Here is a 16158-nt window from a genome sequence, read left to right as displayed (position 1 = left end):
ATGAAATTTAACCGCAGGATCACCGTCGCTCTGGGCGCAACGCTATTGATGGCCACGCTTGTCGGCTGCGATAACAACAAAGATGAGGTCAAAACGTTCAACAACACGATCAACGGCGTTGACCTGACCTACACCTATCACTACAAAGACGATGTCGTTACCCGCCAGGACGCGGATAACACTATCCCCTATAAATCGCTCGGCGTGAGCAACGAAGAGCAGGCGCGCAAGGTCATCGACCCCATCGGCGCGGCCTACAGCAAAATCAAAGGCGTCACCCACAGCGTCGACTATAAAGAGAACGTCGCGCAGGAACACCTCTCCATCGACTTTAATCAGGCTAAAATCAGCGAGCTATGTCACCTGCCGGGGGCCAGCTTTTCCGACTGTTCACAAAAGTTTATTTCGCTGAGCGAGTCGGAGAAATTGCTGAAATCGCAGGGTTTTAAAGAAGTGAAATAGCCTTGCCTGGTCTGGAGAATTCCCGGCTGGCGCTACGCAAGCCGGGTTACGGGGCCGTGCCTTCGGGTAGCCCGGTTCAGGCGTTTACGCCGCAAGCCGGGGGAGGCATATCAGGATTTCTCGTGTTCACGCTCGGTCAGCCCGCGCAGGAAGTAGCGCAGGAACTGGTCGCCGCATTCGCGGAAGTTTTTATGCTCCGGGGCGCGCATCATGGCGGTGATTTCCGGCATGGAGACGCGGAATTTCTGCTGGGTGAGGATAGCGAGAATATCATCCGTCTTCAGGGAGAAGGCGATTCGCAGCTTTTTCAGCACGATGTTGTTGTTGACCCGGCGCTCGACAGCGAGCGGCGGCGCGGATTCATCTTTACCGCGCTTCGCGTAAATCAGGCCGTTAAGGAAATTGGACAGCACAATATCCGGGCAGCGCGCAAACCCCTCTTCGTCTTCTTTTTTCAGCCAGGGAACCAGCTGTTCCGCGCTCACCGGCGCATCCGCCAGCGCAAAAATACTTACCAGGCCGTTGTTGTTGGTTTTCAGGGTGTAGCGCAGGCTACGTAAGATATCGTTACTGATCATATTGCCTTCATGATGAAAAATTCTGCCGCTCAGTCTATCACGATTCCGCCATTTTACAGCCCAATCGCCTCTTTCAGGCTCTTCAGATAGCGGCGGCTGACCGGTACCGTTTGCCCGGCGCGCATCAGCAGCTCCGCCTGGCCGTTCTCCTCAAAGCGGATCTCCTTGAGATGGGACATGTTGACCAGGTACTGGCGATGGCAGCGCAGCAGCGGCGTGCGGCTCTCCAGGGTGCGCAGGGTCAGCTCGGTAAAGCCCTCCTTTCCTTCGCAGTCGGTGACGTAAATCCCGCTCATCCGGCTGCTGACGAAGGCCACGTCTTCCATCTGCAGCAGCCAGATCCGGCTGTGTCCGGTGCAGGGAATGTACTTCAGCGCCTGCTGAGTATCGTCGAGGACGGTCATATCCTGCAGGCTGCGCTCCTGGCGCAGACGAACCAGCGTTTTTTCCAGCCGGGCGGATTCAATCGGCTTCAGTAAATAATCAAACGCGTGCTCTTCAAAGGCCTTCACCGCGTACTCGTCAAACGCGGTGAGGAAGACGATATAGGGGCGATGCTCGGGATCGAGCATGCCGACCATCTCCAGGCCGCTGATGCGCGGCATCTGGATATCCAGAAACAGCACGTCCGGGCGCAGCTTGTGCACCGCGCCAATCGCTTCGACGGCATTCCCGCATTCGCCGACGATCTCAATATCAGGCTGGGCCTCCAGCAAAATACGCAGGTTTTCACGCGCCAGCGGCTCGTCGTCGACAATTAATACTTTTAACATGCGTTGTCCTCCACAGGCAGTCTCAGCGTAACGCGGGTAAAACATTCCGGCTCGCAGGTTACGGTGATCCCGCAGTCGGCGCCGAAGCGCGCCCGCAGCCGGCGGTCGACCAGGTTCATGCCCAGCCCGCTGGCGCTGGGTTTGTCCTGGTACAGCCCGGCATTATCTTCAATATCCAGCTGCAGCCAGCGTTCGTGTTGACTGGCGCGGATGGTGATCTCGCCCACCCCGAGGTGCTGCGAAGTCCCGTGTTTAATGGCGTTTTCGACGATTGGCTGCAGGGTAAACGCCGGAAGCTGATGCTGTCCCAGCGCTTCGGGCACCAGCATCTGAATCTGTAAATTGGCCTGAAAACGCGCTTTCTCAATCTGCAGATAGGCGTTCACATGCTCAATTTCATCCGCCAGGGTGACGATTTCCGCAGGCCGCTTCAGGTTTTTGCGAAAAAAGGTCGACAGATACTGCACCAGCTGTCCGGCCTGGTCGCTATCGCGGCGAATCACCGCTTTTAGCGTATTCAGCGCGTTGAACAGGAAATGCGGGTTCACCTGGGCGTGCAGCAGTTTGATTTCCGATTGCGTCAGCAGCGCTTTTTGCCGTTCATACTGACCGGCCAGGATCTGCGCCGACAGCAGCTGCGCAATCCCCTCTCCCAGCGTACGGTTGATCGAGCTGAACAGGCGGTTTTTCGCTTCATAGAGCTTAATGGTGCCGATCACCCGCTGATTTTCGCCGCGCAGCGGGATAACCAGCGTCGATCCTAGCTTACAGTTGGGATGAATCGAGCAGCGGTAAGGCACTTCGTTGCCGTCGGCGTAAACGACTTCGCCGGAATCTATCGCCTTTTGGGTATACAGCGAAGAGATGGGTTTACCGGGAAGGTGGTGATCGTCGCCGATCCCGGTAAACGCCAGCAGCTTATCGCGATCGGTTATCGCCACCGCGCCGATATCCAGCTCCTGGATCAGCACCTGCGCGACCTTCATGCTGTTCTCTTCGTTAAATCCCTGACGCAGGATCCCTTCCGTCGACGCGGCAACCTTCAGCGCCGTGGCTGAGAAAGCCGAGGTATATTTTTCAAACATCGCCCGCTTATCCAGCAGGATGCGCATAAACAGCGCCGCCCCGACTGTGTTGGTAACCATCATGGGCGCGGCGATGCTCTGTACCAGATGCAGCGCATCTTCGAACGGGCGAGCGATAAGTAGAATAATCAGCATCTGCACCATTTCGGCGAAAAAGGTGATCGCGCCGGCGGTAAGCGGGCTAAAGACTTTATCCGGCCGCCCGCGTTTGACCAGAATGCTGTGCACCAGGCCGCCGAGTAGACCCTCGACGATGGTGGACACCATGCAGCTCAGCGCCGTCATGCCGCCCAGCGAGTAGCGGTGAAGGCCGCCGGTCAGCCCCACCAGACCGCCGACTACCGGGCCGCCCAGCAGGCCGCCCATTACCGCGCCGATGGCCCGCGTATTGGCGATCGAGTCTTCGATATGCAGGCCGAAGTATGTGCCGAGGATGCAGAAAATGGAAAAGGTCACGTAGCACAGCAGCTTGTGCGGTAATCGGACGGTGACCTGCATTAACGGGATGAACAGCCGCGTTTTGCTCATCAGCCACGCGATGACCAAAAACACGCACATCTGCTGAAGCAGCAGCAACACCAGATCGAACTCGTACATACCCGCAGACCACACTTCATTTGAAAGCGCGTAACATACACTGCTTGCTTATAACTTTCTTTGAAGCAATACATGAAAATGATAATTCATGGTTAAGATCACACTTCTCCGCGTCTCGACGGTCCATTTTTGTACAAAAAACAGACAAAAATTCCCGCTTCGGCAAACAGCTTCTACAGTTAATGGAGGAGAACACAGCGGGAGGAGAAAATGGCGCTTTATACAATCGGCGAAGTTGCCCAGCTTTGCGATATCAATCCCGTGACGTTACGCGCCTGGCAGCGGCGCTACGGATTACTGAAACCCCAGCGTACCGACGGCGGTCATCGCCTGTTCAACGAATATGAAATAGACCGCATTCGCGAAATTAAGCGCTGGATTGAGTCCGGCGTGCAGGTCGGGAAAGTGAAAACGCTGCTGATGGATAACGAGCAGGAGGTGGCCGACGGCTGGCGCGCTCAGCAGGAGATCCTGCTCGACTATTTGCAAACCGGTAGCTATCATCGCCTGCGCATGTGGCTTAAGGAGCGCAACCACAGCGACTCTGCGCAAATTCTGGTCAAGCACCTGATTAACCCTTTACGCCAGCGCCTGCTTAGCCCGCAGCCGACGTTGCTGGCGCTGCGTGGCATCCTTGACGGTATTTTGATTAATCATATCGCCCGCAGTCTGTCATCCACGGCAAAATATCCCGGTAACCATGCGCTGGTTGTGGGCTGGAACGTTAGCGATATTACCCGGCTATGGCTGGAGGGATGGATAGCCAGTGAGCAGGGCTGGCGGGTGGATATTCTCGCCCATTCGCTAAACCAGCTCCGGCCGGAACTTTTCCCCGAGAGTACGTTGATGGTCTGGTGCGGAGAGACGCCCTGCAGCGCCCAGGTCAACCAAATGCGTCTCTGGGAGCAGCAGGGGCAGATTATCTGGCTCAATCACGCCACCGCCGCGTCTCCCGGAGGCGGCGCCTGAGGCGCCTGTCCGGGCTACCGGATCGCAGATTGCTGTGGGTCCGTAGCCCGGCTAAGCGCAGCGCGAGCCGGGGATATTGTCGTCGCTAAAAAGCAATTAATGTTTTATTAACACCTGCGCTTCACCGTATAATCCCTGCGTTAACATCAGGAGCCTATTATGAAGCCAGCGAAAATTGCGGTGATTACCCTGTTCTTATTTATGGCCATCAGCGGCATCGGCGGCGTGATGCTGGCCGGTTATTCGTTTATTGTTCGCGGCGGTGTCGGCTGATTCGCCGGTTCAGCCGTTCAAAACCGCGGTCGACGATAATCGCCGCCAGCGCCACCAGCAGCGCCCCCTGAATGACATAAGCGGTATTAAATCCGCTGAGGCCGATAACAATCGGCGTACCGAGCGTATTCGCGCCAACGGTTGAAGCAATGGTCGCCGTACCGATATTGACGATAGTCGAGGTACGAATTCCGGCGAGCATCACCGGCGCCGCCAGCGGCAGCTCAACCTTCATCAGTCTCTGCCAGCCGCTCATCCCCATCCCCTGAGCGATGGTTAATACCCCGGACGGTACCGCCCCAATTCCGGCCAGCGTGCCCTGCAAAACCGGTAATATGCCATACAGCGCCAGCGCGATCAGCGCGGGCTGCCAGCCAAATCCCATCACCGGAACCGCAATCGCCAGCACCGCGACCGGCGGAAACGTCTGCCCCATTGCGGCGATGGTCTCTACCAGCGGACGAAACTCATGTCCTCCTGGACGGGTGACCGCAATCCCGGCCCCGACGCCCACGATCGTCGCCGCCAGGCTGGAGAGCGCCACCAGCCAAAAGTGCGCCAGGGTGAGAGAGACAAAACTCTCCTGCTGATAAACCGGACGCGGCAGCTCGGGAAACAGTGCGCTGAACAGCGGCGCGCTGTAGGGCAACGCCAGCAGCAGCGCGATAAACATGGCGCTGAGCCACAGCAGCGGATCACGCAGCGCCTTCACGCCGGGCCTCCTCGCGCAGCAGGTCGGCAAAATGCAGCGTCCCGCAGGCCTCTCCCTGCTCATCGACCACCGGCAGCACCTCGCGGCGATGGGCAACGAACTGCGACAGCGCCTCGCGCAGGGTCATCGCCACGTTTAACGCATCCCCCGCCAGGCGCTCGTCGCGGCGCAGATAATCGCCGACGCCGCGCAGCGATAGCAGGCGCACGCCCAGTTCGCTGCGGCCAAAGAAGGTCTGCACAAACGCATTTTTCGGCTCAAGCAGCATCTGCAGCGGCTCCCCCTGCTGTACCACTTCGCCGCCATTCATCAACACCAGATGGTCCGCCAGCCGCAGCGCCTCATCGATATCGTGGGTTACCAGCACTATCGTGCGACCCAGCAGGCGATGAATGCGGATCATCTCCTGCTGCAAGGCTTCGCGCGTCACCGGATCGAGCGCGCCGAAGGGCTCATCCATCAGCAGCACTTCCGGGTTGGCCGCCAGCGCGCGCGCCACGCCGACGCGCTGCTGCTGCCCGCCGGAAAGCTGATGCGGGTAGCGTTCGCGCAGGCCGGGCTCCAGCCCCAGCAAGGCCATCAGTTCATCGATTCGCGCCTGGGTTTTCTGTCGCGACCACTTCAGCAGCTGCGGGACGGTGGCAATGTTCTGCGCCACCGTCCAGTGGGGAAACAGGCCGATGGACTGGATGGCGTAGCCCATTTTGCGGCGCAGTTCGAGCACCGGCTGCTGGCGGATATCCTGCCCGGCGAAACGGATCGTCCCGCTATCGTGCTCCACCAGACGATTAATCATCTTCAGCGTGGTCGACTTCCCCGAACCGGAGGTGCCGATCAGCACCGAAAATGCCCCCTCGCGCAGATGCAGATTGAGGTCTTTCACCGCAGGCTGTCCGGCAAAGGCTTTATTGACGCCGTCAAACTCAATCACCGGCCTCTCCTTTCAGTAATGCGCCCCACAGCGCGAATAACGCATCCACCACCACCGCCAGCGCGATGGTCGGGATTACCCCCAGCAGCACCAGATCCAGCGCGCTGCTGAGCAGCCCCTGGAAAACCAGCGCGCCGAAACCGCCCGCGCCGATCAGAGCCGCCACCACCGCCATACCGACGGTTTGCACGCTAACCACCCGCAGGCTGCGCAACAGTACGGGCAAGGCCAGCGGTAGCTGTATCTGGCGAAAGCGCTGCCCGCCGCTCATCCCCATCGCCGCCGCGCTCTCCAGCGCTTCACGCGGCACCTGCTGCAGGCCGGTCGTCACCCCGCGCACCAGCGGCAATAGCGCATACAGCACTAGTGCGATCAGCGCTGGCGTCATGCCGGTCCCGGAAACGCCGATCTGCGCCAGCGAGGGAAACTCCCGCGCCAGCCCGGCCAGCGGCGCGATAAGCAGGCCAAATAACGCGACGGATGGAACGGTCTGAATCACGTTGAGAACCGCAAAAACCGGCGATTGCCAGCGGGGATACCGCCAGAGCCAAACGCCAACGGGTAGCCCAATCAGCAGCCCCGGCAGCAGGGTGCCGAACAGCAGGAGCAGATGCTGAGACAGGGCATCGTCAAAAACATCGCGGCGATTGAAATACTCTTTCAGCAAAGAGAGGTCATTGAGCGCGCCGAGTCCCAGCAGCAGCGCGGGCAGCAGCCAGATTTGCGCATTTAGCAGCCAGCGCCACAGGGCGCGGGAGGTCAGGCGACGAACCGCATCGCTGGCAATAAGCAGGCAAAGCGCCAGCGCCAGCCACAGACCGCTGCCCGGCGAGGTGCGGGCTAAAAGAGAACCGCTCTGGGCCAGCTGCACCGCCGCCCTGCCGGCCCCCCACAGCAATAAAGGCAGCAGCAGATCCGCTAGCAGGAAGATAAGCAGCAGCGGGAGGCGCCCTGAACGCCAGCTCAGCAGCGCTATCAGCAGCGCGACCGCCGCCTGCCCCCCCGCCAGCCACGGCCAGACCTGCCATAGCCAACGCCCCTCGCCGGATAACAGCCGGTTAGGGGCATAATTGATAAACGGCAGCGCCATCGCCAGCAGCAGTAGCAACGCCAGCAGCAGCGCAACCCGGTTACCGCAACGAATCGTCACGCGCGCGCTACTTCAGCAGCCCTTTTTGTTGCAGATAGTCGGCGGCGACTTTCTTCGCATCCAGCCCCTCTACCGCAATGCTGGCGTTCAGCTTTTGCAGCGTCTTTTCATCCAGGCTGGCAAATACCGGCTGTAGCCAGTCGGCTATCTGCGGATAGGCTTTTAACACCGCTTCACGCACTACCGGGGTGGGCGCATAAATCGGCTGCACGCCCTTCGGGTCGCTCAGGGTTTGCAGACCCAGCGCGGCGACCGGGCCATCGGTACCGTAGGCCATCGCCGCATTCACGCCGGAGGTTTGCTGCGCCGCCGCTTTGATGGTGACCGCCGTATCGCCGCCCGCCAGCGACAGCAGTTGATCTTGCTTGAGCGTAAAGCCGTAGGCTTTTTCAAACGCCGGCAGCGCGTCCGGGCGTTCAATAAACTCCGCCGAGGCGGCCAGCTTAAAGTCGCCGCCCTTTTGCAGATAGCCGGCGAGGTCGCTTAATGAGGCGAGGTGGTTTTTCTCCGCCAGATCCTGACGGACGGCGATAGTCCAGGTATTGTTGGCCGGAGCCGGGGTGAGCCAGATGAGCTTATTCTTTTCCGCGTCCAACTTTTTGACTTTTTCGTATCCCTGCTGCGCGTTTTTCCACGCCGGGTCGTTCTCCTCTTTGAAGAAGAACGCGCCGTTGCCGGTATATTCCGGGTAAATATCCAGCTCACCGGCGGTTATCGCCCCGCGCACCACCGGGGTGGTGCCGAGCTGGATTTTATTGACGGTTTTCACCCCATGACTTTCCAGCACCTGCAAAATAATATTGCCGAGCAGCGCCCCTTCGGTGTCAATTTTTGAGCCGACCTTAACCGGCTCGGCCGCCTGCAGCGGCAGGCTAATCAGGGCCGCCAGCGCCAGCGCGCCTGACCAAACACTTGCCTTTATCATCCTCGCGTCCCTCTTTAATTTGCGCTCCATTAACAGGAGCTTAAGAGAAAAGCGTAGTTCATTTAGGGCGGAGCGGAAAAAGAAAAGGCCGATTAATCGGCCTTTAGGATAACGGAAAGCGTGTTCCCGGGCTGCGACTGGCGCCTTACCCGGGCGACAAATCGCCATTACAGCAGTTCAAACTCGCTCTGCTTCACGCGGGCGGAATCGACGCCGATAAAGACGTTGAATTTACCCGGCTCGGCGTCGTACTTCATCTGCTGGTTCCAGAACTTCAGCGCCTCAACGTCAATCGGGAAGCTGACGGTTTGCGTCTCGCCCGGCTTAAGGGTCACCTTTTTAAAGCCGCGCAGCATTTTCACCGGACGGCTCATGGAAGCGGTAACGTCCTGCAGATAAAGCTGAATCACCGTCGCCCCTTCGCGCTTGCCGGTATTGGTCACCTGCACGCTGGCGGTCACTTTGCCGTCACGTTGCAGGGTCGGCGCCGACATTTTCACGTCGGAAACGCTAAAGGTGGTGTAGCTGAGGCCGTAGCCAAACGGATAGAGCGGACCGTTGGCCTCGTCAAAGTAGCGCGAGGTGTACTTGTTCGGCTTATCCGCATTGTACGGACGACCGGTGTTGAGATGGCTGTAGTAGGTGGGGATCTGCCCAACCGAGCGCGGGAAGGACATCGGCAGCTTGCCCGACGGGTTGTAGTCGCCGAACAGCACATCGGCAATCGCGTTACCGCCTTCGGTACCGGCAAACCAGGTTTCGAGGATCGCATCGGCCTGCTGATCTTCTTTCACCAGCGCCAGCGGACGGCCGTTCATCAGCACCAGCACCAACGGCTTGCCGGTCGCTTTCAGGGCGCTAATCAGGGCGCGCTGGCTCGGCGGCAGGGTGATGTCGGTGCGGCTGGAGGCTTCGTGGGCCATGCCCTGCGCCTCACCCACCACGGCAACCACCACGTCAGACTGCTTCGCCGCCGCCACCGCTTCGTCAATCATCTCCTGCGGCGAGCGCGAGTCAACCTGCACCGCTTTCTCATACAGATTGAGGAAGTCGACGATGCCTTTATCGTCGGTCACGTTGGCGCCTTTGGCATAGATAATCTTGCCTTTGTCGCCCAGCGCGTTCTGCATACCGGTCAGCACGGTCACCGACTGATCGGCAACGCCCGCCGCCGACCAGCTGCCCATCATGTCGCGCTTGCTGTCGGCCAGGGCGCCGATCACCGCGATAGTGCCCGATTTTTTCAGCGGCAGCGTATCGAGACGGTTTTTCAGCAGCACCAGGCTTTCGCGCGCCACTTCGCGCGCGTCTTTGCGATGCAGGCGGCTTTCGGCATTGGTATCCTGCGGGTCGGAATCTTTCGGCCCCAGGTGGCTGTAGGGGTCGTTAAACAGGCCCATATCGTATTTGACGTTCAGCACGTGGCGGGTCGCGTCATCCAGCTCCGCCATCGTCACCTTCCCGGACTTCACCAGCCCGGGCAGATACTTGCTGTAGTACTCGTCGCTCATGCTCATGTTGATGCCGGACTTCAGCGCCACGCGCACCGCGTCTTCCGGGTCCGACGCCACGCCGTGTTTAATCAGCTCCTTGATGGCCCCATGGTCGGAGACGGTGATGCCTTTAAAGCCCCACTGGTCGCGCAGCACGTCCTTGAGCAGCCAGGCGTCGGAGGTCGCCGGGGTGCCGTTAAGCGAGTTAAGGGCCACCATGACCGCGCCGCTGCCGGCATCCAACCCCGCTTTGTACGGCGGCATATAGTCGTTGAACAGGCGCTGCGGACTCATATCAACGGTGTTGTATTCTTTGCCGCCTTCGACCGCGCCGTAGGCCGCAAAGTGCTTGACGCTGGTCATCACCGAGTAGCGATCGGCCGGGCTTTTCCCCTGCATCGACTCCACCATCGCCCTGCCCATCTCGGTAGTCAGGTAGGTATCTTCCCCGAATCCTTCCGAGGCGCGGCCCCAGCGCGGGTCACGGGAGACGTCGACCATCGGCGCCCAGGTCATGTTCAGGCCATCATCGGCCGCTTCGTACGCCGATACTCGCCCGACGGTATTCACCGCGTCGAGGTTAAAAGAGGAGGCCAGACCAAGGCTAATCGGGAAAACGGTGCGCTGACCGTGGAGCACGTCATAGGCGAAAAACAGCGGAATTTTCAGGCGGCTGAGTTCCATCACCTGATCCTGCATAGTGCGGATATCATGGCGGGTCACGGTGTTAAAAATAGCCCCCACCTGACCTTCTTTGATCATTTCGCGGATGGCCTCTTTCGGGTTATCCGGGCCGACGCTAATTAAGCGCAGCTGACCGATTTTTTCATCCACCGTCATTTTCGTCAGCAGTTCCGTCACAAACGCATCCCGCGCCTGCGGCGTTAGGGGATGATTGCCGAACAATTCATCCGCCAGCGCGGGTTGCAGCGCCAGGCTCACAGCGACGCCTACAGTACAAAGCCATTTCATTTTTATCCCTCATTGTTCCAGTCGACCAGATCGGCGAAAAGATAGCAAAAGTCGAAGTCTGCCATAAACATAAACGAGACGCCTGAATAAAGCGCGCGTTGTTCTCTGATTTTTCGAAACATTGATGCATCAAATTGTCATACAAAGCGCTATTCTTATTTTTGATAATTTTGTACCACCACAAGGAGTGGAACATGTCATCTGCAACAACCAATAACAACGCTTTTCTGGCTGAACTCACCCGTCTGGTCGGCTCGTCCCATCTGCTCACCGACCCGGCTAAAACCCAGCGCTACCGTAAAGGCTTTCGCTCCGGCCAGGGCGACGCGCTGGCGGTGGTCTTTCCCGGTACGCTGCTGGAGCTGTGGCGCGTGCTGAACGCCTGCGTCAACGCCGACAAAATCATTCTGATGCAGGCGGCCAACACCGGCCTGACCGAAGGCTCAACGCCGAACGGCAACGATTATGACCGCGATATCGTGATTATCAGCACTCTGCGCCTGGATAAACTGCATCTGCTGGATAAAGGCGAGCAGGTGCTGGCTTATCCCGGCACGACGCTCTATTCGCTGGAAAAAGCGCTGAAGCCGCTGGGCCGCGAGCCGCACTCGGTCATTGGTTCATCCTGCATCGGGGCATCGGTGGTCGGCGGGATCTGCAACAACTCCGGCGGCTCGCTGGTCCAGCGCGGCCCGGCGTACACCGAAATGTCGCTGTATGCGCAAATCGATGAAAACGGCAAGCTCAGCCTGGTGAACCACCTCGGCATCGACCTCGGCACGACGCCGGAGCAAATTCTTAGCCGCCTCGACGACGAGCGGGTTAAAGATGAAGATGTCCGCCACGACGGTCGCCACGCCCACGATCATGATTACGTCACCCGCGTGCGCGACGTGAATGCCGATACCCCAGCGCGCTACAACGCCGACCCGGACCGCCTGTTTGAATCCTCGGGCTGCGCCGGCAAGCTGGCGGTGTTCGCCGTGCGCCTCGATACCTTCCCGGCGGCAAAACGCCAGCAGGTCTTCTACATCGGCACCAACCGCCCGGAAGTGCTGACCGAAATTCGCCGCCATATTCTCGCCGAATTCAACCATCTGCCGGTGGCGGGCGAGTACATGCATCGCGATATTTACGATATCGCCGAGCAGTACGGGAAAGATACCTTCCTGATGATCGACAAGCTCGGCACCGATAAAATGCCGTTCTTCTTTACCATGAAGGGCCGCACCGACGCGATGCTGGAGAAAGTGTCGCTGTTTAAGCCGCACTTCACCGACCGCTTTATGCAAAAGCTGGGTCACGTCTTCCCGGCGCATCTGCCGGAGCGAATGAAAACCTGGCGCGATAAATACGAACACCATCTGCTGCTGAAGATGGCGGGCGACGGCATTGAAGAAGCCCAGGCCTGGCTCGGGGAGTATTTTAAGAACGCCGAAGGCGATTTCTTCGTCTGCACCGCGGAAGAAGGCAGCAAAGCCTTTCTGCACCGCTTTGCCGCCGCGGGCGCGGCGATCCGCTACCAGGCGGTTCACGCCGATGAAGTGGAAGATATTCTGGCGCTGGACATCGCCCTGCGCCGTAACGATACCGACTGGTTTGAGCATCTTCCCGCCGATATCGATAGCCAGCTGGTGCATAAGCTCTATTACGGCCACTTTATGTGCCACGTTTTCCATCAGGATTACATCGTGAAAAAAGGCGTCGATGCCCACGAACTGAAAGAGAAAATGCTGGTGCTGCTGAAGGAGCGCGGCGCTCAGTATCCGGCCGAGCATAACGTCGGCCATCTGTATGAAGCGCCGGAAAGCTTAAAACGCTTTTATCGCGAAAACGATCCCACCAACAGCATGAATCCGGGGATCGGTAAAACCAGTAAGCAAAAATACTGGGGCGAAGCGCCGGATAAAACGACAAGCGCCGCCGACCCGCAATAATCCGCACGGGGGACTGTTCAGCCCCGGGGCTTCTGTATTACGCTGCACGCCGGAGAATTCTCCTCTCCGGCAAACCCGTTTAAGGAACCCACCCATCATGTCCGCAGTGGATAAGCTACATGACGCTGACTTAGAGATCCGCGAAGCGCTGCCCGATGACGCCCACGCCATCGCTGCGCTGTACGTCTGGCACGTGCTCAATGGACGCGCCTCGTTTGAAGAGATCCCGCCAACCGTCGATGAGATGCGTAAACGTATCAAAACCGTGCGCGATAGCGGTCTGCCGTGGCTGGTTGCCCTGTGGCGCGGCACCATCGTCGGCTACTGCTACGCCACCTTTTACCGCCCGCGTCCGGCCTATCGCTACACGCTTGAAGAGTCGATTTACGTTGAGGCGGGAATGGGCGGACGCGGTATTGGCAGCGCCCTGCTCTCGCGGCTAATTGAGAAATGCGAACAGGGACCGTGGCGGCAGATGCTGGCGATTATCGGCGACGGGCATAGCAACGCCGGGTCGATTGCGATTCATAAAAAGTTCGGTTTTAGCGTGGCGGGACAGCTGCGCAGCGTCGGCTATAAGATGGGCGACTGGCGGGATACCCTGATTATACAGCGCCCGCTCGGCGATGGCGACTGGACGCTGCCGGAGTAGCCTCTCGGCGTAGTGGGTAAGCGGTAGCCCGGACAGGCGCGCCGGCGCCGCCTCCGGGAAAATCCCCCGGCTCGCGCTGCGCTTAGCCGGGCTACAGGTATCCAGCGTTCTGCGCGCCGCAATCCGGGGAAATGGGGGTTAATCGTTCTGCGCGGTCTGCGCGCCGCCTTTCAGCATCGCATCGGCCATCTGCGCTTCACGCTGCTTTTTATAGCTGAGCGCGGAAGCCGGAACCGGCATCACTTTTCCCGTTTCAATCCACGTTCTCAGACGGCTGGCGTCGGCAAAGTGGGTATATTTGCCAAACGCATCCATCACCACCAGCGCCACCGGGCGCTGATTAATCACCGTCCGCATAATCAGGCAGTGGCCCGCCGCGTTAGTAAAGCCGGTCTTGGTCAGCTGAATATTCCAGTTGTCGCGGTAGACCAGATGGTTGGTATTGCGGAACGGCAGCGTATAGGCCGGATGGGCGAACGTCGCCATATCCTCTTTGGTGGTGCTCAGTTGGCCAATCAGCGGATACTGTTCGCTGGCGATCAGCAGCTTAGTCAGATCGCGGGCGGTAGAGACGTTATGAATCGACAGGCCGGTAGGCTCGACGTAACGGGTACGGGTCATCCCCAGCGCCTGCGCCTTGGCGTTCATCGCGCGGATAAACGCGTCGTAGCCGCCCGGATAATGGTGCGCCAGGCTGGCGGCGGCGCGGTTTTCCGACGACATCAGCGCCAGCAGCAGCATATTGCGGCGGCTGATTTGGCTGTTCAGGCGCACGCGCGAATAGATCCCTTTCATCTCAGGCGTCTGGCTGATATCAACGGTCAGCATTTCATCAAGAGGCAGATGGGCGTCAAGCACCACCATCGCGGTCATCACCTTAGTGATCGACGCCATCGGGCGAACCAGATCCGGCTGGCTGGCATAGATGATTTTTTTGCTGGCAAGATCGACGATCATCGCGCTGCCGGAAGCGATATCCGGCTGGGAGGCGGTCACCGCCGTGGAAGTTTTAGCCATCGCCTGGGGCGCAAAAGGCACAGCCAGCAGCAACGTCAGGCTGAGCAAAGAAACTCGAAATTTGGTCATCGTGAACATTCTGAAAAGTATTTTTGCACGTTATAAACGTACGCCGCGGCGCTGGGGATAACACCGCTGGCAAAAATCATCATACCCTGTCAGAACGCGAGCTGGCTAATAAGAATCGTGAACAAATGCTGCATTGCCGACATAAAAATCTATTTATGCCGGCAATGAGTTAAATCAGAAGAGTCGGTAGCCGTATCCCCAGAGAATGACGGTGATAGCCAGCAGCACTTCCAGCACCAGCACCCCGATCGCCAGGGTCGAGCTGGCGAAGCTCAGCCCCTCTTCTTTATTGATGCCAAGGAAAGTCGGAATACCGAGATACAGCAGATAGCCGGTATAAAGCAGCGCAACGGTTCCCACCAGCGCGCACAGCCACACCAGCGGATAGAGCGCCACGAGCCCGCTAAGGAAAAGCGGCGTGGCGACATAGCCGGCGAAAACCATACAGCGCTTAAGCGATGGCCGCTGCGGATAGCTTCGTGCCATCCAGCAGATAACCCGCCCCATCACCGCCACCCCGGCGAGCATCACGGCATAAAACAGCACCGCCAGGGCCAGCCCGGTCATCAGCGACAGTTTTACCACCGTGCCGTCGCCGAAATTCCAGCCCAGCTGCGTGGTGCCAATAAAGGCGCAGATAACCGGAACCGCCGCCATGACCAGCACATGGTGCGTATAGTGATGCGAAACGGTTTCGTTTTCGCTTTTAATAACGCTCATCTCTTGATTAGGATGAGAGAAGAGCCCCCAGACATGGTTCATAGCGTCCCCCTTGTCACGGCGTGGTACAGCACTGATCCAAGTATAATTCACCTTGTAGATTATTTTGTGTACAGCGATAAAAATGCGCTTCCCCCGCATTTTTAGCATCAGGGTGTATGATTAAGGGACTGACGTTTTATGGAGTTAATCTTTATATGGATATCAATAACCTGATTTCCCAGTACGGCTACGCGGCGCTGGTCATTGGCAGCATGGCGGAAGGCGAAACCATCACGCTGCTCGGCGGCGTGGCGGCACATCAGGGATTATTGAAGTTCTGGCTGGTGGTTATTTCGGTCGCCCTCGGGGGCATGATTGGCGATCAGCTGCTTTATTTGCTCGGCAGGCGCTTTGGCGGACGGATCCTGCGGCGGTTTGCGCGCCAGAAAAAACGGATCCAGAAGGCCCAGCGGATGATCCAACGGCGTCCTTATCTGTTCGTCATCGGTACCCGCTTTATGTACGGCTTTCGGGTTATCGGCCCGCTGTTAATTGGCGCCAGCCGCCTGCCGCCGAAGGTGTTTCTGCCGCTGAATATTGTCGGCGCGATTATCTGGGCGTTAATTTTTACCACGCTCGGCTATCTCGGCGGCGAAGCGATCGGCCCGTGGCTGCATCATCTGGACGCGCATCTGAAACACTGGATCTGGCTGATTCTGGCGGTGGCGCTGGTGGTTGCGGCGCACTGGTGGCTAAAACACCGCGAGGCAAAGAAGAAAGAGTGACGAGAGTTCCCGGATGGCGGCGTAAACGCCATATCCGGGCTACAAACTCCACAGACCACGTAATCTGTAGCCCGGC

16 protein-coding genes are annotated in these 16158 nt (G+C 58.7%); 6 read left to right on the top strand and 10 right to left on the bottom strand.

The genetic code is table 11. The features are described from left to right. On the top strand, positions 1-462 hold the full coding sequence (locus tag GUC22_RS08145; RefSeq protein WP_004138602.1) for a YehR family lipoprotein: 462 nt from the start codon (positions 1-3) through the stop codon (positions 460-462). 110 nt (positions 463-572) lie between these two features. Here the strand turns inward: GUC22_RS08145 and GUC22_RS08140 are convergent, their stop codons facing one another. Genes GUC22_RS08140 through GUC22_RS08130 form a run of 3 tightly spaced genes read right to left on the bottom strand, consistent with a single transcriptional unit; the run spans position 573 to position 3495 of the window. Further along, entirely contained in the window at positions 573-1040 is a 468-nt protein-coding gene (locus GUC22_RS08140) for a DUF1456 family protein (RefSeq protein WP_160183461.1), read from the bottom strand. 53 nt (positions 1041-1093) lie between these two features. Next, positions 1094-1813: a two-component system response regulator BtsR gene (gene btsR / locus GUC22_RS08135; protein WP_049086416.1), complete on the bottom strand. Its 720-nt coding sequence runs from the start codon at positions 1811-1813 to the stop codon at positions 1094-1096. Beyond that, entirely contained in the window at positions 1807-3495 is a 1689-nt protein-coding gene (locus GUC22_RS08130; RefSeq protein WP_004138597.1) for a sensor histidine kinase, read from the bottom strand. Before GUC22_RS08130 ends, btsR begins: the two co-directional genes overlap by 7 nt. A gap of 210 nt (positions 3496-3705) precedes the next feature. Here GUC22_RS08130 and GUC22_RS08125 point away from each other — a divergent pair, with 210 nt between their 5' ends. Then, positions 3706-4464, top strand: a complete 759-nt coding sequence (locus GUC22_RS08125; RefSeq protein WP_049086417.1) for a MerR family transcriptional regulator — start codon at positions 3706-3708, stop codon at positions 4462-4464. Positions 4465-4623: 159 nt separating this feature from the next. Next, positions 4624-4737 carry a protein YohO gene (locus GUC22_RS08120; protein ID WP_004103838.1) on the top strand — a complete coding sequence of 38 codons (114 nt, stop codon included), beginning with the start codon at positions 4624-4626 and terminating at the stop codon, positions 4735-4737. Here GUC22_RS08120 and GUC22_RS08115 read toward each other — a convergent pair. From GUC22_RS08115 to bglX, 5 genes are all read right to left on the bottom strand, one after another. After that, complete coding sequence (locus tag GUC22_RS08115; RefSeq protein ID WP_024359193.1) at positions 4712-5449, bottom strand: ABC transporter permease; 738 nt, start codon at positions 5447-5449, stop codon at positions 4712-4714. The genes GUC22_RS08120 and GUC22_RS08115 overlap by 26 nt on opposite strands. Next, on the bottom strand, positions 5433-6380 hold the full coding sequence (locus GUC22_RS08110) for an ABC transporter ATP-binding protein (protein ID WP_004138591.1): 948 nt from the start codon (positions 6378-6380) through the stop codon (positions 5433-5435). The genes GUC22_RS08115 and GUC22_RS08110 overlap by 17 nt, the downstream gene beginning before the upstream one ends. Then, the gene (locus GUC22_RS08105; RefSeq protein WP_160183460.1) at positions 6373-7530 is read right to left on the bottom strand and encodes an ABC transporter permease; all 1158 of its coding nucleotides are present in this window, start codon (positions 7528-7530) and stop codon (positions 6373-6375) included. Before GUC22_RS08105 ends, GUC22_RS08110 begins: the two co-directional genes overlap by 8 nt. Positions 7531-7537: 7 nt before the next feature. After that, the gene (locus GUC22_RS08100; protein WP_024359196.1) at positions 7538-8455 is read right to left on the bottom strand and encodes an ABC transporter substrate-binding protein; all 918 of its coding nucleotides are present in this window, start codon (positions 8453-8455) and stop codon (positions 7538-7540) included. A gap of 167 nt (positions 8456-8622) precedes the next feature. Continuing rightward, the gene (gene bglX / locus GUC22_RS08095) at positions 8623-10920 is read right to left on the bottom strand and encodes a beta-glucosidase BglX (protein WP_064342994.1); all 2298 of its coding nucleotides are present in this window, start codon (positions 10918-10920) and stop codon (positions 8623-8625) included. Between the two features lie 194 nt (positions 10921-11114). On the opposite strand from bglX, the gene dld reads away from it, so the two are divergent. Together dld and GUC22_RS08085 are read left to right on the top strand one after the other, a co-directional pair. Beyond that, entirely contained in the window at positions 11115-12857 is a 1743-nt protein-coding gene (dld, locus tag GUC22_RS08090; RefSeq protein ID WP_004138578.1) for a D-lactate dehydrogenase, read from the top strand. 97 nt (positions 12858-12954) lie between these two features. Next, positions 12955-13509, top strand: coding sequence for a GNAT family N-acetyltransferase (locus tag GUC22_RS08085; RefSeq protein ID WP_160183459.1), 555 nt, complete (start codon positions 12955-12957; stop codon positions 13507-13509). 138 nt (positions 13510-13647) lie between these two features. Here GUC22_RS08085 and pbpG read toward each other — a convergent pair whose 3' ends face one another. Continuing rightward, positions 13648-14595 (bottom strand): D-alanyl-D-alanine endopeptidase, encoded by a 948-nt coding sequence (pbpG, locus tag GUC22_RS08080; protein WP_004138574.1) that lies wholly within the window; start codon positions 14593-14595, stop codon positions 13648-13650. Positions 14596-14769: 174 nt separating this feature from the next. Then, a complete protein-coding gene (locus GUC22_RS08075; protein WP_160183458.1) occupies positions 14770-15357 on the bottom strand; it encodes a Yip1 family protein in 588 nt (195 codons plus the stop codon). Positions 15358-15512: 155 nt separating this feature from the next. Between GUC22_RS08075 and GUC22_RS08070 the strand changes: the two genes are divergently transcribed. Continuing rightward, positions 15513-16082, top strand: coding sequence for a DedA family protein (locus GUC22_RS08070; protein ID WP_004138572.1), 570 nt, complete (start codon positions 15513-15515; stop codon positions 16080-16082). The last annotated feature ends 76 nt before the right edge of the window (positions 16083-16158 follow it).

Origin of the sequence: Klebsiella sp. MPUS7 (genome assembly GCF_009905335.1) — a bacterium.
GTDB lineage: Bacteria > Pseudomonadota > Gammaproteobacteria > Enterobacterales > Enterobacteriaceae > Klebsiella > Klebsiella grimontii.
The sequence above is the reverse complement of the archived record's forward strand: the minus strand, read 5'-3'. Positions and strand labels throughout refer to the sequence as shown.

Excerpts from the sequence above, each read along its gene's own strand:
- GUC22_RS08145 (WP_004138602.1), top strand. The coding sequence starts at position 1 with ATGAAATTTAACCGCAGGATCACCGTCGCTCTGGGCGCAACGCTATTG.
- GUC22_RS08140 (WP_160183461.1), bottom strand. The coding sequence starts at position 1,040 with ATGATCAGTAACGATATCTTACGTAGCCTGCGCTACACCCTGAAAACC.
- btsR (WP_049086416.1), bottom strand. The coding sequence starts at position 1,813 with ATGTTAAAAGTATTAATTGTCGACGACGAGCCGCTGGCGCGTGAAAAC.
- GUC22_RS08130 (WP_004138597.1), bottom strand. The coding sequence starts at position 3,495 with ATGTACGAGTTCGATCTGGTGTTGCTGCTGCTTCAGCAGATGTGCGTG.
- GUC22_RS08125 (WP_049086417.1), top strand. The coding sequence starts at position 3,706 with ATGGCGCTTTATACAATCGGCGAAGTTGCCCAGCTTTGCGATATCAAT.
- GUC22_RS08120 (WP_004103838.1), top strand. The coding sequence starts at position 4,624 with ATGAAGCCAGCGAAAATTGCGGTGATTACCCTGTTCTTATTTATGGCC.
- GUC22_RS08100 (WP_024359196.1), bottom strand. The coding sequence starts at position 8,455 with ATGATAAAGGCAAGTGTTTGGTCAGGCGCGCTGGCGCTGGCGGCCCTG.
- bglX (WP_064342994.1), bottom strand. The coding sequence starts at position 10,920 with ATGAAATGGCTTTGTACTGTAGGCGTCGCTGTGAGCCTGGCGCTGCAA.
- dld (WP_004138578.1), top strand. The coding sequence starts at position 11,115 with ATGTCATCTGCAACAACCAATAACAACGCTTTTCTGGCTGAACTCACC.
- GUC22_RS08085 (WP_160183459.1), top strand. The coding sequence starts at position 12,955 with ATGTCCGCAGTGGATAAGCTACATGACGCTGACTTAGAGATCCGCGAA.
- pbpG (WP_004138574.1), bottom strand. The coding sequence starts at position 14,595 with ATGACCAAATTTCGAGTTTCTTTGCTCAGCCTGACGTTGCTGCTGGCT.
- GUC22_RS08075 (WP_160183458.1), bottom strand. The coding sequence starts at position 15,357 with ATGAACCATGTCTGGGGGCTCTTCTCTCATCCTAATCAAGAGATGAGC.
- GUC22_RS08070 (WP_004138572.1), top strand. The coding sequence starts at position 15,513 with ATGGATATCAATAACCTGATTTCCCAGTACGGCTACGCGGCGCTGGTC.